The sequence below is a fragment of the Pedococcus sp. P2_E5 genome (assembly GCF_056403895.1).
The window spans coordinates 13,236-37,236 of record NZ_JBFUEP010000003.1; the positions used below are offsets into that span (position 1 = coordinate 13,236).

21 protein-coding genes are annotated in these 24,001 nt (G+C 69.8%); 14 read left to right on the forward strand and 7 right to left on the reverse strand.

All coding sequences use genetic code 11. The annotated features are described in order from the left end of the window. Positions 1-4: 4 nt before the first annotated feature. The 4 genes from AC1DVZ_RS01440 to AC1DVZ_RS01455 are packed head-to-tail and all read right to left on the reverse strand — an operon-like array spanning position 5 to position 4,971. Positions 5-1,066 (reverse strand): ABC transporter permease, encoded by a 1,062-nt coding sequence (locus AC1DVZ_RS01440; protein ID WP_477616405.1) that lies wholly within the window; start codon positions 1,064-1,066, stop codon positions 5-7. 6 nt (positions 1,067-1,072) lie between these two features. Further along, entirely contained in the window at positions 1,073-2,155 is a 1,083-nt protein-coding gene (locus tag AC1DVZ_RS01445; protein ID WP_477616406.1) for an ABC transporter ATP-binding protein, read from the reverse strand. Continuing rightward, on the reverse strand, positions 2,152-3,162 hold the full coding sequence (locus tag AC1DVZ_RS01450) for an ABC transporter ATP-binding protein (protein ID WP_477616407.1): 1,011 nt from the start codon (positions 3,160-3,162) through the stop codon (positions 2,152-2,154). Before AC1DVZ_RS01450 ends, AC1DVZ_RS01445 begins: the two co-directional genes overlap by 4 nt. A gap of 9 nt (positions 3,163-3,171) precedes the next feature. Continuing rightward, positions 3,172-4,971 (reverse strand): ABC transporter substrate-binding protein, encoded by a 1,800-nt coding sequence (locus tag AC1DVZ_RS01455; RefSeq protein ID WP_477616408.1) that lies wholly within the window; start codon positions 4,969-4,971, stop codon positions 3,172-3,174. A gap of 243 nt (positions 4,972-5,214) precedes the next feature. Here AC1DVZ_RS01455 and AC1DVZ_RS01460 point away from each other — a divergent pair, with 243 nt between their 5' ends. The 10 genes from AC1DVZ_RS01460 to AC1DVZ_RS01505 all read left to right on the forward strand — a co-directional run bounded on the left by AC1DVZ_RS01460 (position 5,215) and on the right by AC1DVZ_RS01505 (position 14,759). Then, a complete protein-coding gene (locus AC1DVZ_RS01460; RefSeq protein WP_477616409.1) occupies positions 5,215-5,898 on the forward strand; it encodes a response regulator in 684 nt (227 codons plus the stop codon). 54 nt (positions 5,899-5,952) lie between these two features. Then, entirely contained in the window at positions 5,953-7,287 is a 1,335-nt protein-coding gene (locus tag AC1DVZ_RS01465) for an ATP-binding protein (RefSeq protein WP_477616410.1), read from the forward strand. 260 nt (positions 7,288-7,547) lie between these two features. Further along, positions 7,548-7,871, forward strand: a complete 324-nt coding sequence (locus AC1DVZ_RS01470) for a GerMN domain-containing protein (RefSeq protein WP_477616411.1) — start codon at positions 7,548-7,550, stop codon at positions 7,869-7,871. Positions 7,872-7,966: 95 nt separating this feature from the next. Beyond that, the gene (locus tag AC1DVZ_RS01475; RefSeq protein WP_477616412.1) at positions 7,967-8,764 is read left to right on the forward strand and encodes a DUF4184 family protein; all 798 of its coding nucleotides are present in this window, start codon (positions 7,967-7,969) and stop codon (positions 8,762-8,764) included. Positions 8,765-8,805: 41 nt separating this feature from the next. Further along, entirely contained in the window at positions 8,806-9,270 is a 465-nt protein-coding gene (locus tag AC1DVZ_RS01480; RefSeq protein WP_477616413.1) for a PPOX class F420-dependent oxidoreductase, read from the forward strand. A gap of 135 nt (positions 9,271-9,405) precedes the next feature. Beyond that, positions 9,406-9,762: a hypothetical protein gene (locus tag AC1DVZ_RS01485; RefSeq protein ID WP_477616414.1), complete on the forward strand. Its 357-nt coding sequence runs from the start codon at positions 9,406-9,408 to the stop codon at positions 9,760-9,762. A 31-nt stretch (positions 9,763-9,793) separates the two neighbouring features. Then, positions 9,794-10,984, forward strand: a complete 1,191-nt coding sequence (gene coaE / locus AC1DVZ_RS01490) for a dephospho-CoA kinase (protein WP_477616415.1) — start codon at positions 9,794-9,796, stop codon at positions 10,982-10,984. A gap of 59 nt (positions 10,985-11,043) precedes the next feature. Continuing rightward, complete coding sequence (gene uvrB, locus AC1DVZ_RS01495) at positions 11,044-13,152, forward strand: excinuclease ABC subunit UvrB (RefSeq protein WP_477616416.1); 2,109 nt, start codon at positions 11,044-11,046, stop codon at positions 13,150-13,152. Then, positions 13,149-13,493, forward strand: a complete 345-nt coding sequence (locus tag AC1DVZ_RS01500) for an MmcQ/YjbR family DNA-binding protein (RefSeq protein ID WP_477616417.1) — start codon at positions 13,149-13,151, stop codon at positions 13,491-13,493. The genes uvrB and AC1DVZ_RS01500 overlap by 4 nt, the downstream gene beginning before the upstream one ends. 261 nt (positions 13,494-13,754) lie before the next feature. Continuing rightward, on the forward strand, positions 13,755-14,759 hold the full coding sequence (locus tag AC1DVZ_RS01505) for a TerC/Alx family metal homeostasis membrane protein (protein ID WP_477616496.1): 1,005 nt from the start codon (positions 13,755-13,757) through the stop codon (positions 14,757-14,759). Here the strand turns inward: AC1DVZ_RS01505 and AC1DVZ_RS01510 are convergent. Continuing rightward, complete coding sequence (locus AC1DVZ_RS01510; protein ID WP_477616418.1) at positions 14,748-15,620, reverse strand: EamA family transporter; 873 nt, start codon at positions 15,618-15,620, stop codon at positions 14,748-14,750. The genes AC1DVZ_RS01505 and AC1DVZ_RS01510 overlap by 12 nt on opposite strands. A gap of 232 nt (positions 15,621-15,852) precedes the next feature. On the opposite strand from AC1DVZ_RS01510, the gene AC1DVZ_RS01515 reads away from it, so the two are divergent. From AC1DVZ_RS01515 to AC1DVZ_RS01525, 3 genes are all read left to right on the forward strand, one after another. Continuing rightward, positions 15,853-16,485, forward strand: coding sequence for a sensor histidine kinase (locus AC1DVZ_RS01515; RefSeq protein WP_477616419.1), 633 nt, complete (start codon positions 15,853-15,855; stop codon positions 16,483-16,485). Beyond that, positions 16,482-17,132 (forward strand): response regulator, encoded by a 651-nt coding sequence (locus tag AC1DVZ_RS01520; RefSeq protein ID WP_477616420.1) that lies wholly within the window; start codon positions 16,482-16,484, stop codon positions 17,130-17,132. Before AC1DVZ_RS01515 ends, AC1DVZ_RS01520 begins: the two co-directional genes overlap by 4 nt. Before the next feature lie 245 nt (positions 17,133-17,377). Further along, complete coding sequence (locus AC1DVZ_RS01525; RefSeq protein WP_477616421.1) at positions 17,378-18,052, forward strand: response regulator; 675 nt, start codon at positions 17,378-17,380, stop codon at positions 18,050-18,052. A gap of 75 nt (positions 18,053-18,127) precedes the next feature. Here AC1DVZ_RS01525 and AC1DVZ_RS01530 read toward each other — a convergent pair whose 3' ends face one another. Together AC1DVZ_RS01530 and AC1DVZ_RS01535 are read right to left on the reverse strand one after the other, a co-directional pair. Next, a complete protein-coding gene (locus tag AC1DVZ_RS01530; RefSeq protein WP_477616422.1) occupies positions 18,128-18,901 on the reverse strand; it encodes a maleylpyruvate isomerase family mycothiol-dependent enzyme in 774 nt (257 codons plus the stop codon). Then, positions 18,898-20,712, reverse strand: coding sequence for a glycoside hydrolase family 15 protein (locus tag AC1DVZ_RS01535; protein ID WP_477616423.1), 1,815 nt, complete (start codon positions 20,710-20,712; stop codon positions 18,898-18,900). Before AC1DVZ_RS01535 ends, AC1DVZ_RS01530 begins: the two co-directional genes overlap by 4 nt. An 85-nt stretch (positions 20,713-20,797) precedes the next feature. Here AC1DVZ_RS01535 and uvrA point away from each other — a divergent pair, with 85 nt between their 5' ends. After that, positions 20,798-23,977 carry an excinuclease ABC subunit UvrA gene (uvrA, locus tag AC1DVZ_RS01540; RefSeq protein ID WP_477616497.1) on the forward strand — a complete coding sequence of 1,060 codons (3,180 nt, stop codon included), beginning with the start codon at positions 20,798-20,800 and terminating at the stop codon, positions 23,975-23,977. Positions 23,978-24,001 lie beyond the last annotated feature (24 nt).

Sequence of the window (24,001 nt, forward strand, 5' to 3'; positions counted from 1 at the left end):
CTCCTCACTTCGCCATGAGCCGCGCGGCGCGCGGGTCGAAGGCGTCCCGGATCCCATCGCCCAGCAGGTTGAAGGCGAGGGTGGTGACCAGCAGGGCGGCGCCGGGGAAGACCACGAACCACCACGAGGTCGTGTAGTAGTTCTGGGCCTCGCTGATCATCCCGCCCCAGTCTGCGGTGGGTGGTGCCAGACCGAGGCCGAGGAACGACAGCGTGGCCTCGACGACGATCACGACCGGGATCAGCAGCGAGGCGTAGACGATCACGGGCGCAAGGACGTTCGGCAGGATGTCGACGAACATGATCCGGGAGTTCGAGGCGCCCAGCGACCGGGCGGCCTCGACGAACTCGCGTTCGCGCATCGACAGCACCTGTCCCCGCACGATGCGGGCCACCGAGGCCCAGCTGAAGAACCCGATGACCAGGACGGTGACGATCAGGCTGGGACCGGTGATGGAGACCAGGGCGATGGCGACGAGCAGGAAGGGCACCGACAGGACCACGTCGATCAGTCGAGCCAGGACCGTGTCCACGATCCCCCCGAGGAACCCTGCGGCAAGCCCGATGACCACGCCGATGACGACGGTCAGCGCCGTCGACGCGACACCGACCAGGAGCGAGATGCRCGAGCCGTAGGCGATCCGGACGAGGATGTCCCGGCCGAGGTCGTCGGTGCCGAGCCAGAACTCGCCGGACGGCCCGCGAGGCAGGCCCTCGGGGGTCAGGCCGGTCGTGCGGTACTGCTCGTTGACGGGGTGGCCGGTGATCATCGCGGCCAGCGGCGCGAGGAAGGCCATCAGCACGATGAGCACGATGACGGCCAACGAGATCATCGCCACCCGGTCTCGCTTCAGCCGCTGCCAGGCCAGCTGCCACGGGGTGCGGCCCTGGATGCCCCCGCCACCCCGGTCTCCTGCGCTACCCGCGCCCGCGCCGCCCGCGCCACGCGCGGCGGCGTCCTCCCCGAGCCCACGCGAACCGCCCTGGGTGGCGCTGCCGAGCGCGACAGCACCCGGACCCTCGGGCGAGGGGCGTCCGACCGCTGCGGTGTCCCTGACGTCGCTCATGCCGACTCAGCCTCCTGAGGATGGTGCGACTGTGTGGTGCGACGAGGTGTCGATCTCCGTGTCCTCGACTCGGGGGCTCGCCAGCGAGAGGTCCTCGCCGACCTCCAAGGGGTGAAGGCACGCCGTCTGGTGCACGCCGCCGTCACCGAGCACCGGGACCAGCGGAGGGTCGGTCACGGCGCAGTCCTCCCGAGCCTTGGGGCAACGGGTGTGGAACCGGCAGCCCGACGGCGGGTTCGTCGGGGTGGGCAGGTCGCCGACCAGCACGATGCGTTCGCGGCTGTCCGCCACGTCGGGGTCGGCGTGCGGCAGTGCTGAGAGCAGGGAGCGGGTGTAGGGGTGCCGGGTGCGGTTGAACAGCTGCTCGGCCGGGGCGAGCTCGGCGATCTTGCCCAGGTGCATCACGGCGATCCGGTCGCTCACGTGCCTGATGACGGACAGGTCGTGCGAGATGAAGACGTAGGTCAGCCCGAAGTCGTCCTGCAGGTCGATCAGCAGGTTGATGATCTGCGCCTGGATCGACACGTCGAGCGCCGACACGGGCTCGTCGCAGATCACCAGCTTCGGTCGCAGGGCCAGGGCCCTGGCCACGCCGATGCGCTGGCGTTGCCCGCCGGAGAACTCGGCCGGGAACCGGTTGTAGTGCTCCGGGTTGAGCCCGACGCGCTCCATCAGCTCCTGCACGTTGCGCTTGCGCTCGTCGGCCGATCCGATTCCGTGGATGACGAACGGATCCCCGATGATCGACCCGACGCGCCGCCGAGGGTTCAGCGAGCCGTAGGGGTCCTGGAAGATCATCTGGATGTCCTGGCGCAGCGGGCGCATCTCCCGACCCGAGAGCGTCGTGATGTCGCGATCCTCGAAGAGGACCGAGCCCGAGGTCAGGTCGTACAGACGCGCCAGGCACCGGGCCAGCGTCGACTTCCCGCACCCGGTCTCACCGACCAGCCCGAGGGTCTCCCCGCGCCGGACGTCGAGGGTGACACCCGCCACGGCCTGCACCACGTCGTGCTGCCGCCGCCAGCCCGCCGAGCGCACCGGGAAGGACTTCGTCACGTCCTGGGCCCGCAGCAGCACCTCGGACCTCATGGCCGTGCCCCTGCCGGAGCGGGCGCGACGCCACGGCGCGTCTGGGCGTCGTCCGCCAGCCAGCAGGCTGACTGGTGCAAGGGGTCGTCGTGGACCGTGTCGAGTGGCGGTGTCGCGCCCCAGCACCGTTCGAACGCGTAGCGGCAGCGTGGGGCGAACGGGCAACCCGCGGGGAGCCCGATGAGTGAGGGAGGTGCGCCCGAGATGGGGGTGAGCCTTGTCCCGGCGCCGCCCTGCGACGGCAGCGACGCGAGCAGGCCCTCGGTGTAGGGATGGTGGTTGCGGTAGAACAACGTCCGGCGCGGCGCGCGCTCCATGACCGACCCGGCATACATCACCACCACCTCGTCTGCCATCTCGGCGACCACGCCGAGGTCGTGGGTGATCAGGATGATCGCCGTGCCGAAGCGTTCCTGGAGGCTGCGCATCACGTCGAGCACCTGGGCCTGGACGGTCACGTCCAGGGCTGTGGTGGGCTCGTCGGCGATGAGCAGCGCGGGGTCGAGGGCCATCGCCATGGCGATCATCACGCGCTGCCGCATCCCACCGGAGAACTGGTGCGGGTAGTCGTGAATCCGACTGGTGGCACGGGGGATTCCGACAAGGGTCAGCAGCTCGGCCGCGCGTTGCTGGGCCGCCGCCTTCGACACCTGGCGATGCGCGCGGATCATCTCCACGATCTGCCACCCCACGGTGTAGTAGGGGTGCAGGCTCGAGAGCGGGTCCTGGAAGATCATGCCGATCTGGTCCCCGCGGACCCGGCGCAGTACCTCGGGGTCTGCTCCGATCAGGTCGATGCCGTCGAACCGCGCGGACCCCGTGACCTCGGCGCCGCGGGTCAGTCCGGCGATGGTCTGCGTCGCGACGCTCTTGCCCGAGCCGGACTCTCCGACGATGGCGAGCGTGCTGCCACGTTCGACGTCGAAGGAGAGTCCGCGCACGGCCTGGACGACACCGTCGGCGGTGGTGAAGGCGACCTTCAGGTCACGAACCTCCAACAGTGCCATGGTGTTTCCCTACCCGCCCTGCTTGCCCGCGGTGAGCCAGACGTTCGCCGGGTCGAAGTTCTGGAAGGCCGGGATGTAGACGGCGTTCTGAACCTGGCTGGCCCGGTAGTTGGGGTTCAGCTGGTTGGTGATGGGGTAGAACGGTGCGTCCTCCATGACCTGGTGGTCAGCCTTGGCCCACAGGTCCTTGGCCTCCTGCTGGGTCTTGGCGTTGGACGCCTGCTCGATGAGGGCGTTGGTCGCCGGGCTGTTGTAGAACCCGAAGTTGCTCCCGATCGGCGGGTAGGCCGCCTGGCCGTAGTACAGGGGCTTGAAGAACGACAGCGCCGCGTCGCCGTACCAGTCCGAGCCCCACCCGGCGACCGAGATGTCCCACACTCCGCGCTGCGCGACCGTCGGCACCTGGAGGTACTTGGTGTAGAAGTCCGCGTTCGGCGAGGGGACACCGACGACCTTCACCCCGATCTTGGACAGGTCCTGCTGCACGGTCTGGAAGGCCTTGCTCTGCCCCTCGGATGCGTTGCGGTAGAGCATCTTGAGGGTCAGCCCGTTGGGGTAGCCCGCTGCGGACAGCATCGACTTCGCCTTGGCCGGGTCGGTGGGGTAGAGGTCGAAGTTCTGCTCGCCACCGACGATGTTGGACGGGAGGACGTGCGTCAGGGGTGGGGCGATCTTGGGTCCGCCGAGCACCTGGATGATGTTGGTCCGGTTGAGCCCGTGGGACAGCGCCTGCCGGACCTCCTTCTTCTGGAGCGCCTTGTTGTTGTTCGGCGACACCGTGTTGAACACCAGGTACGGGTTGCTGGACGAGCCCTCGCCGAGGTTGAGGTTCGGGTCCTTCTTGGCGATCAGGGCGGGCAGCTGTGACGGCGGGACGAAGGCGTCGAACTCCAGGTCGGCGCTGGGCGTGCCGGTCTGCAGCTGCTGCTGGATCGAGTCCTGGCTGACGGTCTCGTTGATCACGATCTTGTCGACGTACGCCTTGCGGATCGGGTCGGAGGCCGCGTCCCACGCCGTGTTGCGGCTGAACGTGATGTTCTTCGTGGCCGTGTAGGAGTCGATCTTGTACGGCCCGTCGGAGATCGTGTGGGCGGCCAGCTCCGGGCTGGCGGGCAGGTACGCGTCCCACTCCTTGGGGGAGGGGGAGAAGGCCGGAAGGGTCAGCATGTCGACGAAGTAGCTCGCGGGGTGGGTGAGGGTGAAGACGACGGTCTCGTCGTCCTTCGCGGTCACGCCCGCCACGGGGGTCTTGTCGATGTATGCCGCGAGGGCGGCGGGTGTCTTGCCCACCTTCGCGAACCCGTCGCAGAACGACTGGAAGCCGACGATGAGGTCGGCGTAGTCAGGCAGGCCGCCGAACGGCTGCACCGGGTTGCAGGTGCGCTTCACGCCGCGCACCATGTCCTGCGCCGTCACCTGACGGGCTGGGGTGGTGTTCCACCTGGCGCCCTGGCGGATGCTGATCGTGTACGTCTTGCCGTCGGCACTGATGCCGTTGCCCTCGGTGGGTATCGCGGTGGCCAGGTCGGGTGCAGCCTTGGTGGCCTGACCCTCGATGGCCGGGTAGGTGAACAGCTGCCGGCTCCACAGCCTGAGCGCCATGTAGCCAGCCGAGTAGTAGCTGATGTTGGGATCCATGTAGTCGACGTCTCCGGCGCCGAGGATGTTGAGCGTCCCGCCCTTGGCGACGGCGCCGCTGGAACTGGACGAGCCTGACGTGGTGTCGTTGCTGTTGGCGCAGGCAGCCAGTCCGAGACTCGCAGTGCAGACGGTTGCCACCGCTGCGAGCCGACGTGTCCTGGGGATCATCACATCCTCCTCGGATGGGTAGACGGATCCGGTTTGAAGGGGCATGGCCTGCCGGTCACGCCCGACAGGTCGACTGCGAACGTAGGCATTCCGGAGGTGGGCTGGCAGGCCAACGGCTCGACCGTCACGGGACTGCAAGGGCCTCGTCATGGAGGGTGGCCCTTCATGACGATTGCGTGACGGAACGCCATGTCCGACAGGAACTTCCGGACGGGCCTTGCGAGCCGGTGTGATACTGGCGAGGTGACGCGACGCGTGTTGCTCGTGGAGGACGACGCCCGGGTCCGCCGTGTCCTGCGCCTCGCCTTGGAGGACGAGGGCTACCACGTCTCGGAGGCGGCGACGGGGGAGCAGGGTCTGGCCGACCTGCCGCGCGAGGAGCCCGACGTCGTACTCCTCGACGTGATGCTCCCGGACACCGATGGCTTCTCCGTCTGCCGGGAGATCCGGCACCGCAGCAACGTCCCGGTGATCATGGTGACCGCGCGCTCGGACAGCCACGACGTCGTGGCCGGGCTGGAGGCCGGCGCCGATGACTACGTTACGAAACCCCTTGTCGCCAAAGAGCTTTCGGCGCGGATCCGCGCCCTCCTCCGACGGGTGGAGCCTGCGGTGGACCACCGCCCGCGACGGCCCGTGCTGGGTGACCTGTCGATCGGGCTGGACGACGGCGTGGTGCTCCGGGACGGCGAGCCGGTCGCGCTGACCCGCACGGAGTTCCGGCTGCTCGCGGAGCTGGCGGTGGCCGAGGGCCGCATTCTCAGCCGCGAGGACCTGCTCGACAAGGTCTGGGGCTACGGCTACTTCGGTGACTCCCGGATCGTCGACGTACACATTCGCCGGTTGCGGACGAAGGTCGAGCGCGACCCCGCCAGTCCGCGCCACGTGGTGACTGCCCGCGGCCTGGGCTACCGGCTGGCCGGCTAGGTGGGGCGCGACCCGCGCACGGCGCGCCGGGGACTTCCGACGCGGCGGCTCGGGGTGCGGGGCCGCGTCACGCTCGGGTTCGGGTTGCTGGCCCTCGGCCTGTCGGCGCTCCTGTCCGGCCTGGCCTGGACGCTGGTGACGCGCACGATGGTGTCGCAGACCGAGCAGACCGCGCTGGTCGAGACGGCGCTGGATCGCGGCGAGGTGGAGAACGCGCTGTCGACCGGAGCCACGGGCCTGCCTGCCGTCCTGGAGGGCGTGCCGGGGACGGACTCCGCCGCGGTGCTCGCACAGGTGGACGGGCGGTGGTACGCGACGTCCCCCAGCCTGGGCCCGGCCAGCCTCCCGAGCGGGCTGGTGTCGCTGGTGGGCGGCGGACAGAGTGCGACCCAGCGCATCCGGGTGGAGGGCACCCTGCACCTTGCGGTCGGGTTGCCGCTGTCGGGTGGGCGGGGGAGCTACTTCGAGGTGTACTCCCTCAGGGAGATGCAGCGCACGGCCCGCGTCCTGTCGCTCGGCCTGGTCGCCGCGGCCATCGTCACCGTCCTCATCGGACTGGGGGTGGGGCGGTTCGCCAGCCGGCTCGCACTGCGCCCCCTCACCGAGCTCAACCGGGTGGCTGCGGACGTGGCCGCCGGCCGCCTCTCCGCGCGTCTGGATGCCGACGGCGACCCGGACCTCGAGGAGCTCGCGGGGTCGTTCAACCAGACGGTCGAGGACCTCCAGCGACACGTCGTCGCCGACGCCCGGTTCGCCGTCGACGTGAGCCACGAGCTGCGCACGCCGATGACGACCATGCTCAACTCGATGCAGGTGATCCAGAACCGCCGGGACCAGCTCCCAGAGTCGGTCCGCGAGCCGGTCGAGCTGCTGGCGGACGAGCTGGAGCGGTTTCGCGCCCTCGTCGTCGACCTCCTCGAGATCTCGCGCCACGACGCGGGCGACCAGGTGGTCCGGGAGACCGTGCGGGTGGGCGACCTCGTCCGCCGGGCCGCCGATGCGGCTGCCGGACGGGAGGTCACGGTGGTCGACCCGGCCGTCGCTGGGCTGACGATGGACGTGGACAAGCGACGCCTCGAACGCGTCGTCGCGAACCTGGTCGGCAACGCGGAGACGCATGGCGGCGGGTGCACGGGTGTGCGCGTCGAACGAGGACCCCACGGCCTGCGCGTCGTCGTCGAGGACTCCGGGCCCGGGATCGCGCCGGAGCGGCGGTCGAGAGTGTTCGAGCGCTTCGCCCGCGGGGGTTCGAACGAACGCACGGGGGTCGGGCTCGGGCTGGCGATCGTGCAGCGGCACGTGGCGCTGCACGACGGTCAGGTGCTCGTCGAGGAGACCCCAGGAGGAGGTGCCCGCTTTGTCGTCGAACTACCGACCGCCACCTCGTGACCGGGTATGCCGCGGTGTCACCCACGGTGCCGCCGTTGCCGCTGCCGTCGTGGTCACCGGCGTGCTCGCACTGTCGGCCTGCTCGATCGGGACCCAGTCCTCCCCGGTGCCCGCCGTGGCCCCCACGGCCTCCAGGTCATCGTCCGGCCCGAGCCGTCAGGGTGTCCCGCTCACGATCCAGGTCTACCTGGTGCAGGGGGACCGCCTGGCTCGGCTGACACGCACCGTGCCCCCCGGCGCAGGGGCTGGAGCCGTCCTTCGTGGGCCTGGCCACACCCATCACCTCGACGATGACGGCGGCAGGGATCCGCAGCGCGCTGCCGCTGGCCAGCACGCCCCTTCGTGGAAAGGTCGACGACGGGGTCGCACGGATCGAGCTGCCCACCGGGTTCGAACGCATCTCCGTCCACGAGCAGTCGCTGGCGATGGCCCAGCTCGTGTTCACCGTGACGGCCAACAGCCTGGCGACGAGCGTCCAGCTGGTCCAGGGCACCAGGGCCCTGCCGATGCCCGACCCGAGCGGGCAGCTGCTCACCCGACCCGTGACCCGCGTCGACTACGCCGCCTACAACCCGCCCGGCTGACGTTCGGCTGACGTTCGTTGAGGTTGGCCGAGGTGGCCGGCCAGCGCTGGCCGGCCACCGCCGCCGTGGGAGGCGGTGGGGTTAGGGTTCCGGGCATGCCGTTCACCCTGAGCCACGTGGCGGCCGTGCTCCCTGTCGTCGGACGGAGGCACACTGTCCGCGCGGTCCCGGCTGCCTGGGTCATCGGGTCGATGGTGCCGGACCTGCCGTGGTTCTTCACCGGCGGCCGTGGCGCAGCCTTCACGCACTCGGTGCCCGGCCTCGTCACCGCGGACCTGGCCCTCGGTCTGGCACTCTTCACGCTCTGGCGGGGCGTGCTGTTCGCACCCGTCCGCGACCTGCTTCCGCCGGTGGTCGGCCTGCGCCTCCCGACGCCCGAACCCCTGCAACGCACCCGCTGGGGATGGGCCTGTGTCGGGATCGCCCTCGGAGCGGCCACCCATCTGGTCTGGGACGGCTTCACCCACGAGGGCCGCTGGGGGGTGAGGCAGGTCCCCTGGCTCCACACGGAGCACGCTGGGCTCCTCGGGTCGCAGTGGGCGCAGTTCGCCAGCGGCCTGCTCGGGGGAGTGGTGCTCCTCGTCGTCTGCGTGCGGCTGCTCGTCGTTGCCGCGGTAGGACCTGACGATGGCTGGGTGTCGCGGGCGCAGCGGCGGCTGGCAGCCGCGACGGTGGTGGCTGCAGGAATCGTCGGGGCGGCCTACGGCGCCCTGTCCGTCGGTGACCTGGACGTCGAGGCCGTGCTGTTCCGGGCAGTCACCCGCGGTGGGGCCCTCGCGGCCGCTGCGGCGTTCCTGGTCTGTCTGGCCTGGTGGTTGCGCCGCCCGCGTCGCCTGACCGGGGAGACTGGCGAGCTCGGCAGCGGCACCACGGTGAGCACCCGGCACACCTGACCGGGGAGGCGCATGGTCCGGCGGTGGGTACCGTGCAGGTCATGGGACGCACCATTGCCACCAACACCACGGTCGACCTCGACGGGCTGCTGGACTTCGTCCGGCCGCGTCACCAGATGCTGGTCATCACCAGCCGCGCCGACGGGCGCCCCCAGGCCTCGCCGGTCACCGGTGGCGTCGACGACAGCGGGCGCATCGTCATCTCCAGCTATCGCGATCGCGCCAAGACGGCCAACGCCCGCAGGCGTCCGGCTGTGAGCGTCGTCGTGCTCTCCGACGACTTCGGTGGGGCGTGGGTGCAGGTCGACGGCGACTGCGAGGTGCTCGACGCTCCCGACTCTGTGGAACCGCTCGTCGAGTACTTCCGCAACATCTCCGGCGAGCACCCCGACTGGCACGAGTACCGACAGGCCATGGTCGACCAGGACAAGTCGATCCTGCGCATCACGCCCACGCGCTGGGGCCCTGTCGCCACGGGAGGCTTCCCCGCCAGGCTCGCTGACTGAGCGGCTCCGACAGACCGACTCGAGCCGGCTGAGTGTCCACCGATCACGGTTACGCCTCGAAGGACCCGAACCACGCCCCCGGGAGCACGAGGCTGCACTAGCGTCCGGGCCATGGATGTGAGCAGATTGCGGTCTGTGCTGGTTGGGTCGGGCAAGCTCGCGGTCGCCGTCGCCAGCGTGCCCAGCTGGCTGATGGCCGCCTTCTTCCTGCAGTGGTTCTGGCCGGGCGCGAAGTTGGGTCAGACCTGCGACCGCGTTCACCAGCCGTGGTGCAGGCCGGGCATCGGTATGCCGCAGTACGTCACCGTCGCGGTCCTCGTCGGTCTGGCGAGCGTTCTCCTGCTGACCGCCGCCCTGCACGCCCTGACGTCGCGCGGACCCCGCGGCAGCTGGTTCGCCGCCTGCATCTGCGCCCTGGTGGGCGGCGCCGCCGTCACGGTCGTGCCGGCACTCCTCCAGCCGTATGCGCCGCAGTGGTGGTTCGCCGCCTGAGGACCTGCAGCGGTGCAGATAGGGTGGTGACATGTTGCGCGTGGGTCTCACCGGAGGCATCGGATCGGGGAAATCCACTGTGGCACAGCGGCTTTCGGATCTCGGTGCGGTCGTCATCGATGCGGACGTCCTTGCGCGCGAGGTGGTCACGCCGGGGAGTCGCGGGTTCGAGGCCATCGTCGACCGATTCGGGGAGGGTGTCCTCGATGACGCCGGAGCCCTCAACCGCCCTGCCCTCGGTGCCATCGTGTTCGCCGACGAGCAGGCGCGACGCGACCTCGAGGGCATCACCCACCCGCTCATCGCGCGGCGGACCGGCGAGCTCGTGGCTGCCGCGCCGGACGATGCGGTGGTGGTCCACGACGTTCCCCTGCTGGTGGAGAAGGGCTACGGCCCCGGGTACCACGTCGTCGTGGTCGTGGGTGCCGACGACGGGACCCGGGTCAAGCGGCTCATGCGGACGCGGGGGATGACCGAGGCCGACGCCCGCAGCCGGATCGCGGCCCAGGCGACCGACGAGGAGCGCCGCGCGGCGGCGGACGTCTGGCTCGACAACGACGGGCCGAAGCCCGAGCTGCTCGGAGCCGTGGACGCCCTGTGGAGCGAGCGCCTGGTGCCCTTCGAGGAGAACGTGCGCCACGGCATACGCGCTCCGAGAGCCGCGGGCGTCGCGCTGGTCGCGAGCGACCCGACGTGGCCTGCGCAGGCTGCGCGACTCCTCGCACGCCTTCGGCTGGCGTTCGGCGAGGTGCACGTGACGACGGACCACATCGGGAGCACGTCCGTTGCGGGACTCGTCGCCAAGGACGTCATCGACCTGCAGGTCGGCGTCCCGTCGCTCGAGGACGCCGACGACCCGGCCCTCGTCGAGCGCCTGACCAAGGCAGGATTCCCCCGTCCCGACGGGGAGTGCGCCGACAACGCCAAGGACGGCACGACCTGGCCGAAGCGGTTCCACGGCGCGGCGGACCCCGGGAGGGCCGCCCACGTCCACGTGCGCGAGGTGGGGAGTCCCGGATGGCGCTGGGCGCTGCTGTTCCGGGACTGGCTGCGGGCCGATGGTGAGGCCGCAGCGGAGTACGCAGCCGAGAAGCAGCGGATCGCGGCGACCGGCGCGACGGCCAGCGAGTACGCCGAGGCGAAGGAACCCTGGTTCGACGCCGTCCACGAACGGGTCGAGGCCTGGGCGCGCGAGACAGGGTGGCAGCCGCCACACGGCTGAGGACGGGCTCGGGGACCGCCGGACAGGGCACTGTCAGCGGGTCCGCCTACGCTGGACGCATGCGTCCCACGACTGACCTGCAGCGCACGGTCGCCCCGTTCGAGGTCGTCTCCGAGTTCTCGCCTGCGGGAGACCAGCCCACTGCCATCGCCGAGCTCACGACGCGGATCAGGGCAGGGGAGAAGAACACCGTCCTGCTCGGTGCCACGGGCACCGGCAAGTCGGCCACGACGGCCTGGCTGATCGAGCAGGTGCAGCGGCCGACCCTGGTGATGGCGCCCAACAAGACGCTGGCGGCGCAGCTGGCCAACGAGTTCCGCGAGCTGCTGCCCAACAATGCCGTCGAGTACTTCGTGTCCTACTACGACTACTACCAGCCCGAGGCCTACATCCCGCAGACGGACACCTACATCGAGAAGGACTCCTCGATCAACGACGAGGTCGAGCGGCTGCGGCACAGCGCGACGAACTCACTGCTGACCCGTCGGGACGTCATCGTCGTGGCCTCGGTGTCCTGCATCTACGGCCTAGGCACGCCCCAGGAGTACGTCGACCGGATGGCCCGCCTGCGCGTCGGCCAGGAGGTCAACCGCGACGACCTCCTACGCCGCTTCGTCCAGATGCAGTACACGCGCAACGACCTGGCGTTCACCCGTGGGACCTTCCGCGTCCGTGGCGACACCGTCGAGATCATCCCCGTCTACGAGGAGCTCGCCGTCCGCATCGAGTTCTTCGGCGACGAGATCGAGCGGATCTACACGCTCCACCCGGTCAGCGGCGAGATCATGCGCGAGGAGCAGGAGATGTACGTCTTCCCGGCGACGCACTACGTCGCCGGTCCCGAGCGGATGGAGCGGGCGATCCGCGGCATCGAGCTCGAGCTCGCCGACCAGCTCGCGGCGTTCGAGAAGCAGGGCAAGCTGCTCGAGGCCCAGCGGCTGCGGATGCGCACCACCTATGACATCGAGATGATGCGCCAGGTCGGCTCGTGCTCGGGCATCGAGAACTACTCCATGCACATCGACGGCCGCGGTCGCGGGACGGCGCCCAACACCCTGATCGACTACTTCCCCGAGGACTTCCTGCTCGTCATCGACGAGTCCCACGTGACGGTGCCCCAGATCGGTGCGATGTACGAAGGCGACATGTCGCGCAAGCGCCAGCTCGTCGACCACGGCTYCCGGCTCCCGTCCGCCATGGACAACCGTCCCTTGCGCTGGGAGGAGTTCCTCGGCCGGATCGACCAGACCGTCTACCTGTCCGCCACGCCCGGACCCTACGAGCTGGCCCAGAGCGAGGGGATCGTCCAGCAGATCATCAGGCCGACCGGTCTGGTGGATCCCGAGGTCATCCTCAAGCCCACCAAGGGTCAGATCGACGACCTGCTCCACGAGATCGGTGAGCGCACCAAGGTCAACGAGCGAGTCCTCGTGACGACGCTGACCAAGAAGATGGCCGAGGACCTCACCGACTACCTCCTCGACAAGGGCGTCCGGGTCCGCTACCTGCACAGCGAGGTCGACACCCTGCGCCGGGTGGAGCTGCTCCGTGAGCTGCGGATGGGGGAGTACGACGTCCTCGTCGGGATCAACCTGCTGCGCGAAGGTCTCGACCTTCCGGAGGTGTCGTTGGTGAGCATCCTCGATGCCGACAAGGAGGGTTTCCTGCGCTCGGCCCGGTCCCTCATCCAGACCATCGGGCGCGCCGCGCGCAACGTGTCCGGTCAGGTGCACATGTACGCCGACAAGATCACGCCGTCCATGCAGGAGGCCATCGAGGAGACCCAGCGCCGCCGCGAGATCCAGATCGCCTACAACCTCGAGGCCGGCGTCGACCCCCAGCCGCTGCGCAAGAAGATCGCCGACATCACCGACCTGCTCCAGCGTGAGGACGCCGACACCGAGGCCCTGATCGGCTCGGGGCGCAGCCAGTCGCGGGGCAAGGGCGGCGGACGAGGTGGCCGCGGAGCCGTGCAGGCCGACGCAGGGGTGGCCACCGACCGGCTGCGCAACCTGCCCGCCAACGACCTGGCCAACCTCATCCAGGAGCTGTCCACCCAGATGCACCAGGCAGCGGCCGACCTGCACTTCGAGCTCGCCGCGCGGCTGCGCGACGAGATCGGCGACCTGAAGAAGGAGCTCCGGCAGATGTCCGAGGCCACCAAGTGACGCCGGACGAGCTGCGCGAGCACTGCCTCGCCAAGCCCGGGGCGTGGGCGGACCAACCCTGGGAAGGTGACTTCGTCGCCAAGGTCGGCGACAAGATCTTCGCCTTCATGGGCAGCGAGTCGGTGGGGCTCAAGTGCGGCGCGAACCGGACCGAGGCCGACGAGTGGGTCCTGCAGTACCCGGACGACGCCTCGGTGATGGCCTACATCGGCCGCTCCGGCTGGAACACCCTGCGCCTGGGTGGTGCGATCGCCGACGACGAGCTCCGCGAGGCCGTCGACGCCTCGTACGAGACGATCGTCGCCAAGCTCCCCAAGTCACGACGGCCGCCCCGACCCTGAGCTGGTGGGCGCGCCGGTCGGTGGCCCGAGTTGGGTTTGTGCGCTGGAGTCTGGGAGACTGGCACACATCATCGGAGGGGAGTATCCCCACGCGGTGTCCTCGTCATCACGGTCGCTCGTCGCACGGCTCACCCAGCCGCGCGGCATACCGACCCGGGGAGCCGGTCCGCACCTGTCTGGGGCGGGAGAGACCTCCGGCCACCTCGTCGTGACCGGAAGGTTCCCACTGTGACCGCGTTCGCTGCCACCACTGCCACCCAGATGGAAGTCCCCACCTGGGTCTGGTACCTCACCGTCGGCCTGATGGCCGCCGTCCTCCTCTTCGACGTCTTCATCATCGCGCGGCGCCCGCACGTGCCGTCGACGAAGGAGGTCAGCGTCTCGCTGGTCTTCTACATCGGCGCGGCCGTGCTGTTCGGCCTCGGCGTGTGGTGGTTCACCCACGACCAGGCCGGCGCCAAGTTCATGACCGAGTACTACGCGGGCTGGCTGACCGAGTACTCGCTGTCCATCGACAACCTGTTCATCTTCCTGCTGATCATGGCCAGGTTCGGGGTCCCCGAGAAGCTCCAGCAGTCGGCCCTGCTCATCGGCATCATCATCGCCATCGTCCTGCGGGGGATCTTCATCGCCGCCGGTGCCGCCGCGATCGACCGGTTCTCGTGGGTCTTCTACATCTTCGGTGCCTTCCTCATCTACACCGCCGTGAAGCTCGCCAAGGAGGGCGAGACCGACGACGACGAGTACGAGGAGAACCGCTTCATGAAGTTCGTCGAGCGCCGGTTCCCGGCGACCGACCAGTACGCCGGCGCCAAGCTGTTCACCCGGATCGACGGCAAGAAGCTGGCCACCCCGATGTTCATCGTCATCATGGCGCTGGGCACCACGGACCTGCTGTTCGCCCTCGACTCGATCCCGGCGATCTACGGCCTGACCAAGGAGCCCTACCTGGTCCTCACGGCCAACCTGTTCGCCCTGATGGGGCTGCGCCAGCTGTACTTCCTCATCGGTGGCCTGCTCAAGAAGCTCGTCTACCTCAGCCTGGGCCTGGCCGTCCTGCTGGCCTTCATCGGCGTCAAGCTGGTGCTGCACGCGCTGCACGAGAACGAGCTGCCGTTCATCAACGGCGGCCATCCCGTGACCGCGGCACCCGACATCCCGATCTCGGTCTCGCTGGGCGCGATCGTCGTCATCCTCGGAGTCACGACCGTCGCGAGCCTGCGCAAGTCGCGTCGGGACGAGCGCGAGCGGCTCTCAGCCTCCTGACGCGGCCGGGTCCTTGCGCTGGCCGGCGCCCATCACCAGGGCGCTGGCCACGACGACGAGGGCCATGCCGGCCAGCTGCAGCTGCCCCAGCCGTTGTCCMAGGACGACGAGACCGGCCAGGGCGGCTGCGGCCGGCTCGAGGCTGAGCAGGATGCCGAAGACCCGAGGACTCAGGTGCCGCAGGGCGGCCAGCTCGAGCGAGTACGGCAGCACCGAGGACAGCACGGCGATGCCGAGCCCCTTGGCCACCGACTCGGCGGACCAGGAGGGGGCGCTCGCCACCCCGAACGGGAGCGTGACCACCAGTGCGACGGCCATGGCGAGGGCAAGCCCCTCGAGCTTGGGAAACTCCCGACCCGCCCGACCACTGGCGAGGATGTATGCCGCCCAGCAGGCTCCCGCGAGTGCGGCCAGCCCCAGCCCGGTCCACTCCATGTCCGCGAACGGCGTGTCGAGGGCTTCGGAGATGAGCAGCACCCCGACGGCGGCCGCCGCAACCGCCGCGAGGTCGCGCAGCCGCCGCGAGAGTGCCGTCGCGAGGGCCAACGGGCCGAGGAACTCGACCGTCACCGCGACGCCGATGTGCAGGTGGGCGAGGGAGGAGTAGAACGCGAGGTTCATCAGGCCGAGGGCGCAGCCGAACGCCAGCACCGTCAGCCACGCCGTTCGGCCGTGACCGCGCAGGCGCGGGCGCGCGATCGCCCAGAGGATGGCCGTGGCGAACAGCAGGCGGAGGGTGACCGAGCCTCCCGCACCGATCTCGGGGACCAGGGTTGCGGCCAGCGCGCCGCCGAACTGCACCGAGATGATGGCCATGAGAACGAGGAGCAGCGGTCGAGCCGGGGTCCGCGTCGCCACCATGGTTGGCGACTCTAGTGAGGTCAGGAGCCCTGACCTTCACTTCGCGGTCGCAGGGCACCTGACGCACTCCGTGGCGAGAGCAGGCAACCGGCAAGTATTGGCGAGGTCACCTAGTCCCTAATGACTATTGCTGCCCGTCTTTTTGAACTCATACCGTTGACGAGTCGCGGAACCACAGGGAGACCTCACAGGGGGTGCTGGTCTCCGGTCTGCGGGGTTGTGAGGGACATACATGGCTGCTTTCCTTGAAGATCGCCAGCGCCCAGTCGCAGGCGGGGAGATCGACACAGTACGAGCGCTGCTGCACGACTTGCGCCAACCGTTGGCCGCGATCCTGCTCCTGGCCGGCACCGAGGGCGGGGACGTCGGTCGCAAGATGGACGGTATCGCCGGACAGGCGCGTTGGCTCGCCGAGCTCGTCGAGACGAGCCTCAGCGAGGCGGCGGCCGACGAGGTCACGTCCACGGATGTGGTGGCCGTCGCGACCCGGGCGGTCGCTCGGGCTCGCGCCACGGCGAGCTGCGAGATCACGATCGACTCGAGCGGAGCGCTCGAGGCATGGGCCCGACCGGTCGCGCTGAGCCGGGCACTGGCCTGCGTGCTCGACAACGCCGTGCGGGCAGCAGGCGACGGCGGACACGTGCACGTCGACGCCTATGCCGACCACGAGGGTGCTCATCTCATGGTCACCGACGACGGCCCGGGCCTCGGCAAGGTCACCGCCCGCACGTCGTTGGGCCTGACCACGACAAGGGCCATGGTGGCTGCCTGCCACGGGTCCTTCACGCTGCACGCAGCCGACGGTGGGGGCACCGTCGGCGAGATCTGCCTCGCCCAGGCCGAGCTCGGGCTGGTGGCGTCATGAGGATCGTCGTCTGTGACGACCACCTGCTGCTGCTCGAGGCGCTCGGCCTCGCCCTCGGTGCCCGTGGACACGAGGTGGTCGCCCTGGCGGGCACGCCCGAGGAGGCGGTCAGCGCCGTGGCGATGCACCGTCCCGACGTGTGCCTGCTCGACGTCAACTTCCCCGGCGGCACGTCGGTGTCGGCGATCCACGTGATCCGCGAGATCTCCCCGGAGACCAAGGTCGTGATGCTGTCGGCCGAGGCCGACCACTCGATCGTGGGCCGGGCGATCGCCGAGGGCGCCTCCGGCTACGTGGGCAAGGAGAAGCCCATCGTCGAGATCGTCGAGATGCTGGACCGCGCGGTCCGTGGCCAGCTCGCGGTGGAGCCGTCCCTGCTGCAGCGGGCCCTGCGTCCGTCGAAGTCGACGGACGACCCCCTGTGGGCACTGCAGTTCCTGACCGACCGCGAGTGGCAGGTCATGCGCTGCATCATGGACGGCCAGACGACCGAGGAGATGGCGACGTCCCTCGGGGTCCAACGGAGCACGGCCCGCACCCACGTCCAGAACCTGCTCACCAAGCTGGGGGTCCACTCCAGGCTCCAGGCGGCAGCGCTGATGTCGGCGCACGGTTCTCACGAGTCCTGGCCGGCTCACCTGCGCTGATGTCGGCGCCCGGTCTCACGAGTCCTGGCCGGCCCACGTGCGCTGATGGCGGCGCACGTGGGCCGAGCCCGGCCCCCCTGCGCTGAGCCCGGCCCACCTGCGCTGAGCCCGACCACCTGCGCTGAGCGGCGCCGCCGGGCGCAGGCGCATGGACGGAACGGACTAGTCCGGTCACCCTTTTGACGTAGGACGCCCTCCGGCACGGACCGGTTCTGCCCGCTCTGCCGGTACGACACCGTGGGGAAATGCCAGCCCCCGTGCGCGTCCTGCTCGTGGATGACCACCAGGTATTCGTGGACGCCCTGGCCATCTGTCTGGGGGACTACCCCGACATCGTGGTGCAGGGTTCCGCGACCACCGTCGCCCAGGCGCTGCGACGTCTCCAGGAGGTCGAGTGTGACGTCGTCGTGCTCGACCTCGACCTGGCGGGCGAGGACGGTCTCGCGGTGGCCCGGGAGGCGCTGACGACCATGCCCTCGATCGGCATCGTCGTCGCCACCGGAGCAGCGGCGGGGGACCAGATCGTCGAGGCCGTCCAGCTCGGGGTGCGTGGCTGGGTCTCCAAGACCGAGACCGCGGAGGCGCTCGTCGACGCCATCCGTGGTGTCGCGCGGGGGGAGACCCGGATCCCGGCCGGCCTGCTGGCCGGCGTCCTCGTGGCCCTGTCGCGCGGGCAGCGCACCACTGTCGAGCACGTCCAGGGGATCCGTGAGCTGACCGGGCGCGAGCTCGAGGTGCTCGGGTGCCTGGTCGAAGGAATGAGCCGCACCGAGATCGGGACCCTGCTGCACGTGTCCCCCAACACGGTGCGCACCCACGTCCAGAGCATCCTGCACAAGCTCAAGGTGCACTCAGCGCTCGCGGCTGTGGCCATCGCCCGGAAGGCCGGGATCTCCGGGGCGACGGTCCCGACGCCCTAGGCGCCGGCGCCTGTAGCCCGACGACGTCCGCAGCCCGACGACGTCCGCAGCCCGACCCTGTGCCCTCGGCTGACCCTAGGCCCCCTGCGGGAGCTCCGGCAGGTCGCGGTCGGCACTGACCCCGGTGTCGATCCGCCTGGCCAGCCACAGCAGCACCCCGGCCCGCGAGCCGTGGATCGCGGTCGTGGGCGCTCCGACCAGCCACCGGTCGCCCTCGTGCGTCCGCAGGTCCAGCCCCGGTGGGTGGCTGCTCATCCGCAGCCTCGACGCCGCATCGTCGATGAACCGGCGCAGCAGACCTGGCTCGACATCGGCGAACCCGAAGCCGTCATCGAGGTCGACGTGGTGGAACACGACCTCGCGCAGCCGCAGGAACGGCAGCGCCAGCGGCGAGATCCTCAGGCCACCGCGCATCTCCACCTCGTCGACGGCGAGCGGTCCTCCGAGCTGGGCCAAGCGCGGAGCGAGCGCGGCTGCGGTGCGGGCGAGGTCGTCGACGAAGACGCCAGCAGGGCGATGGTCGTCGGGCGAGGTCGGCCCGGTCCGCAGGGCCCCCTCCTCGATCTCGCTGTCGCGGACGGCGGTGCCTCCGGGGTACATCTCCCGGGGCTGTCCGTCCAGCGCCCACTCGGTCAGCCGCAGGATGGCGTCGGCGTTACGGGCCACGTGGGTGAGGATGTGGGCCCGGCTCCAGCCCTCGCAGAGCGACCTCGCCCGGACGTCGCCGAGGCGGGTGGCATGGTCCACCAGCAGCTCGGTGTGCCGTGTCACCGCCGCGAGGTCTGCGACGAGGTCGACAGGGAACTCCGCAGCACCGCCGGAGTCCGCAGTGGTGGCGTGGTCCGTCATGGCAGCTGTCCTCCCGGGGTGGCGGCCCCCTTCGCCTCGGCCTCGGCGATGGCGTGGGCCGCGCCGATGAAGGTGAGGTGGGAGAAGGCCTGCGGGAAGTTTCCCACCATCCGCTTGTGATGGGGGTCGTACTCCTCGGAGATCAGGCCCACGTCGTTGAACAGCAGGACGAGGCGGTCCATCAGCTCGCGCGCCTTCTCGACCTGGCCGCACACGGCATACGCGCTCACGAGCCACCACGAGCAGGCCAGGAAGGGGTGCTCGTCGCCGGCGAGGCCGTCCACGCCGCTCTCGGTGCGGTAGCGCAGCAGGAAGCCTTCACGCATGAGGTCCTGCTCGATCGCGGACACCGTGCCCAGGACCCGCGGGTCGTCAGGAGGGAGGAAGCCGACGAGGGGGATGAGMAGCAACGACGCATCGACCTCGGTCGTGTCGTAGTGCTGGGTGAAGGTGTTGCGCTCGGCGTCGAAGCCCTTGCCGAGGATCTCGTCGCGCACCTGGTCCCGCAGCTCGCGCCAGTGCTCGACCGGGCCGTCGAGCCCCCACTTCTCGACCCCCCGGACCGCACGGTCGAACGCCGCCCACACCATGACGCGTGAGTGCGTGAAGTGCCGCAGCGGTCCGCGGATCTCCCACAACCCGTTGTCCGGCTCCTGCCAGTGGCGGGCGAGGTTCTGGACCAGGGCGCGCTGCATGGCCCACGACTGCGTCGAAACCTCCAGCCCGCGGGCGCGGGCCTCGTCGAGGGCGATCATGACCTCGCCGAGGACGTCGGACTGTCGCTGCTCGACCGCGCCGTTCCCGATCCGCACGGGAGTCGACCCGGCATACCCGGCGAGATGGTCGAGCGTGCGCTCGGGCAGGCGACGGGACCCGTTGATGGTGTACATGATCTGCAGGTCCTCGGGGTCGCCGGCCACGGCACGCAGCAACCAGTTGCGCCACAGGCGCGCCTCGTCGACGTACCCCGATGCCAGCAGCGCCTCGAGGGTGAGGGAGGCGTCACGCAGCCAGCAGTAGCGGTAATCCCAGTTGCGCTCGCCGCCGAAGTCCTCGGGCAGGCTCGTCGTCGGCGCCGCGACGATGCCGCCGTAGCGGGAGTGGGTCATGCCGCGCAGCGTCAGGAGCGACCGGACGACGAGCTCGCGGTAGGGGCCCTCGTAGTCGCACCGGGCCGCCCACTCGTTGGACACCCGGATCGTCTCGGCGATCCTCGAGTCGATGTCCAGAGGTGGCGGGACCTGCTCGAAAGAGGGGAACCACGTCGTCGAGAACGTGTGGGTCTCCCCGGCGGCGACGTCGAACTCGTCCTCGTGGTGCCCGTCACGGGCGTGGGGGAGGCGGCTGCCGCGCAGCACGAGCATGTCCGGGCCGGCGACCGCGGTGATGACGTCGCCGTCGAGACGGTGGCCGACACTGTGAGACACCCACGGGCGGACCTTGCCGTAGTCGAACCGGACGACCCACTCGTGCTGCATCGTGACCCGGCCCCGCAGTCCCTCGACACTGCGGATGATGTCGGCCCGCCCGTCGCCGAGGGGCATCAGGTCGGTGACCTTCACCGCGCCCGTTTCGGTCTCGTGGACGGTCTCCAGCACGAACGAGTTCTCGATGTACCGACGGGTGCTGCGGGCGGTTCCCTTGGGACCGAGGAGCCAGCGCCCGTTGTCGGGGGTGCCGAGCAGGGCGGCGAAGCAGGCGGTGGAGTCGAACCGCGGCAGGCACAGCCAGTCGATCGATCCCGCCCGGCTCACGAGGGCTGCGGTCTCGGTGTCGCCCAGGACGGCATACTCCTCGATGGGGGTCGTCATAGGCCGAGGGTATGCCGCGTGCCCGCGTGCGCGCGGGAGGCACCGGTCGGTGGCCGGGACAGGGTTGTCGGTGTCGCCACCTACGATGGTGCCCGTGACTTCAGCCGTGCCCGCCCGCCGCCACCAGCACGACCAGCTCATCGTCAGGGGTGCCCGTGAGCACAACCTCAAGGACGTGTCGGTCGAGCTGCCCCGTGACTCGCTGATCGTCTTCACGGGTCTGTCCGGGTCCGGCAAGTCGTCGTTGGCCTTCGACACGATCTTTGCCGAGGGCCAGCGTCGCTACGTCGAGTCACTGTCGGCCTACGCGCGCCAGTTCCTCGGCCAGATGGACAAGCCGGACGTCGACTTCATCGAGGGACTGTCCCCGGCGGTGTCGATCGACCAGAAGTCGACCAACCGCAACCCACGGTCCACGGTCGGCACCATCACCGAGGTCTACGACTACCTCCGCCTGCTGTTCGCCCGAGCTGGGCGCCCGCACTGCCCCGTCTGTGGGGAGCCGATCACCCGGCAGAGCCCGCAGCAGATCGTCGACCGGCTCCTGGAGCTCCCCGAGAAGACCAGGTTCCAGGTGCTGGCGCCGGTCGTGCGCGCCCGCAAGGGCGAGTACGTCGACCTGTTCGGTGAGCTCCAGAGCAAGGGCTTCTCCCGGGCCCGGGTCGACGGCGAGGTCGTGTCGCTGACCGAGCCGCCCAAGCTGGAGAAGCAGGTCAAGCACACCATCGACGTCGTGGTCGACCGCCTGGTGGCCAAGGGCAACGACACCGGGGCCAAGCGACGGCTGACGGACTCGGTCGAGACCGCCCTGGGGCTCGCCGGGGGAGTCCTGGTCGTCGACTTCGTCGACAAGGACGCCAAGGACCCGGAGCGGGAGCGGCGCTTCTCCGAGCGGATGGCCTGCCCCAACGACCACCCGCTGGCGATGGACGAGGTGGAACCCCGGTCGTTCTCGTTCAACAGCCCGTTCGGCGCCTGTCCCAAGTGCACGGGTCTGGGCACCGAGCTCGAGGTGGATCCCGAGCTGCTGGTCCCCGACGAGGACCTGACCCTCGCGCAGGGAGCCATTGCCCCCTGGGCGTCGACCAGCGGTTCGGCGGAGTACTTCCAGCGGGTCATGACCGCGCTCGGTGAGGACCTCAAGTTCGGGATGGACACCCCCTGGCGTGCGCTGTCCAGCAGCGCCAAGGAGGCGCTGCTGCATGGCCAGAACTACAAGGTCCACGTCCGCTACAAGAACCGCTACGGACGGGAGCGGTCCTACACGACCGGCTTCGAGGGCGTCGTCCCGTTCGTGAAGCGGCGGCACTCCGAGACCGACTCCGAGTGGAGCCGGGAGCGCTACGAGGGCTACATGCGCGAGGTGCCGTGTCCCGAGTGCGGTGGCGCCCGCCTCAAGCCCGAGTCGTTGGCGGTGCACATCGGGGGCCGCAGCATCTCGGCCATCTGTGCGCTGGCCATCGCCGACTGCGCGAAGTTCCTCAAGGAGGTCGACTTCACCGCCCGCGAGCGGCAGATCGCCGAGCGGGTGATCAAGGAGATCGACGCGCGGCTCGGGTTCCTGCTCGACGTGGGGCTCGACTACCTCTCACTGGACCGCCCGGCGGGCACCCTCTCCGGCGGCGAGGCGCAGCGGATCCGGCTCGCGACCCAGATCGGCTCGGGCCTGGTCGGAGTCCTGTACGTCCTCGACGAGCCGAGCATCGGGCTGCACCAACGCGACAACCACCGACTCATCGAGACACTGACCCGGCTGCGCGACCTCGGCAACACGCTCATCGTCGTCGAGCACGACGAGGACACGATCGCCACCGCGGACTGGGTCGTCGACATCGGTCCGGGAGCGGGGGAGCACGGTGGTTTCGTCGTCCACTCCGGCACGGTGCAGGGACTGCTCGAGCACCAGGACTCGATCACCGGCAAGTACCTCTCCGGGCGCCTCGAGATCCCCATGCCGGCGCTGCGCCGACCCCAGGAGCGGGGGCGGGAGGTCACCGTCGTCGGGGCTCGCGAACACAACCTGCACGGGGTCGACGTGTCGTTCCCGCTGGGCAACCTCGTGGCCGTCACGGGGGTCTCGGGCTCGGGCAAGTCGACGCTCGTCAACGACATCCTCTACAACGTCCTGGCCAACAAGCTCAACGGCGCCCGCCACGTGCCGGGACGGCACAAGACGGTCAAGGGCCTGGAGAACCTCGACAAGGTCGTCCACGTCGACCAGAGCCCGATCGGCCGGACGCCGCGGTCCAACCCGGCCACCTACACCGGTGTCTTCGACGCCGTGCGCAAGCTGTTCGCGACGACGACCGAGGCCAAGATCCGTGGCTACCAGCCGGGTCGCTTCTCGTTCAACGTCAAGGGCGGCCGCTGTGACGCCTGCTCGGGCGACGGCACCATCAAGATCGAGATGAACTTCCTCCCTGACGTCTACGTGCCGTGCGAGGTGTGCCACGGGGCTCGCTACAACCGCGAGACGCTCGAGGTCCACTTCAAGGGCAAGACGATCGCCGACGTCCTCGACATGCCGATCGAGGAGGCCGCGGACTTCTTCGCAGCGGTGCCCGGGATCGCGCGCCACATGAAGACGCTCAACGAGGTAGGGCTGGGCTACGTCCGGCTCGGTCAGCCCGCCCCCACTCTGTCCGGTGGTGAGGCGCAACGCGTCAAGCTGGCCGCCGAGCTGCAGAAGCGGTCGACGGGCCGGACCATCTACGTCCTGGACGAACCCACCACAGGGCTGCACTTCGAGGACATCCGCAAGCTGCTCCTGGTCCTGCAGGGTCTGGTCGACAAGGGCAACACCGTGATCGTCATCGAGCACAACCTCGATGTCATCAAGAACGCCGACTGGATCGTCGACATGGGTCCCGAGGGCGGCAACGGGGGCGGCAGGGTCATCGCCGAGGGCACGCCGGAACAGGTCGCCACGGTGGAGGACAGCTACACCGGGCAGTTCCTCGCGCCCATCCTGGCCCGGAGCGCGCGCACGCCGCAGCGGGCCACGGGGACGGCCAAGCGCACCGCCGCCGCGGCGGCGCCCAAGCAGACCGCGACCACCAAGACAGCGGCGACGAAGACAGCGGCGGCGAAGACGGCGGCATCGAAGACAGCGGCGAAGAAGGCGACCGCCACGGCGGCGCCCACGACGAAGGCGGCTGCGACGAGGGCCACGGGGAAGAAGGCCGCTGCGAAGAAGGCGACGGCCTCGAAGTCCGCCGTCCCCAAGGTCTCGGCAAGGACCGCGAAGGCGACCTCCACGAGATAGCACCACCCTGCGCGAACGGCCCCT

Coding starts and splice junctions, on each gene's coding strand:
- AC1DVZ_RS01445 (WP_477616406.1), bottom strand. CDS start 2,155: ATGAGGTCCGAGGTGCTGCTGCGGGCCCAGGACGTGACGAAGTCCTTC.
- AC1DVZ_RS01450 (WP_477616407.1), bottom strand. CDS start 3,162: ATGGCACTGTTGGAGGTTCGTGACCTGAAGGTCGCCTTCACCACCGCC.
- AC1DVZ_RS01455 (WP_477616408.1), bottom strand. CDS start 4,971: ATGATCCCCAGGACACGTCGGCTCGCAGCGGTGGCAACCGTCTGCACT.
- AC1DVZ_RS01475 (WP_477616412.1), top strand. CDS start 7,967: ATGCCGTTCACCCTGAGCCACGTGGCGGCCGTGCTCCCTGTCGTCGGA.
- AC1DVZ_RS01480 (WP_477616413.1), top strand. CDS start 8,806: ATGGGACGCACCATTGCCACCAACACCACGGTCGACCTCGACGGGCTG.
- coaE (WP_477616415.1), top strand. CDS start 9,794: ATGTTGCGCGTGGGTCTCACCGGAGGCATCGGATCGGGGAAATCCACT.
- AC1DVZ_RS01505 (WP_477616496.1), top strand. CDS start 13,755: ATGGAAGTCCCCACCTGGGTCTGGTACCTCACCGTCGGCCTGATGGCC.
- AC1DVZ_RS01515 (WP_477616419.1), top strand. CDS start 15,853: ATGGCTGCTTTCCTTGAAGATCGCCAGCGCCCAGTCGCAGGCGGGGAG.
- AC1DVZ_RS01520 (WP_477616420.1), top strand. CDS start 16,482: ATGAGGATCGTCGTCTGTGACGACCACCTGCTGCTGCTCGAGGCGCTC.
- AC1DVZ_RS01525 (WP_477616421.1), top strand. CDS start 17,378: ATGCCAGCCCCCGTGCGCGTCCTGCTCGTGGATGACCACCAGGTATTC.
- AC1DVZ_RS01530 (WP_477616422.1), bottom strand. CDS start 18,901: ATGACGGACCACGCCACCACTGCGGACTCCGGCGGTGCTGCGGAGTTC.
- uvrA (WP_477616497.1), top strand. CDS start 20,798: ATGGTGCCCGTGACTTCAGCCGTGCCCGCCCGCCGCCACCAGCACGAC.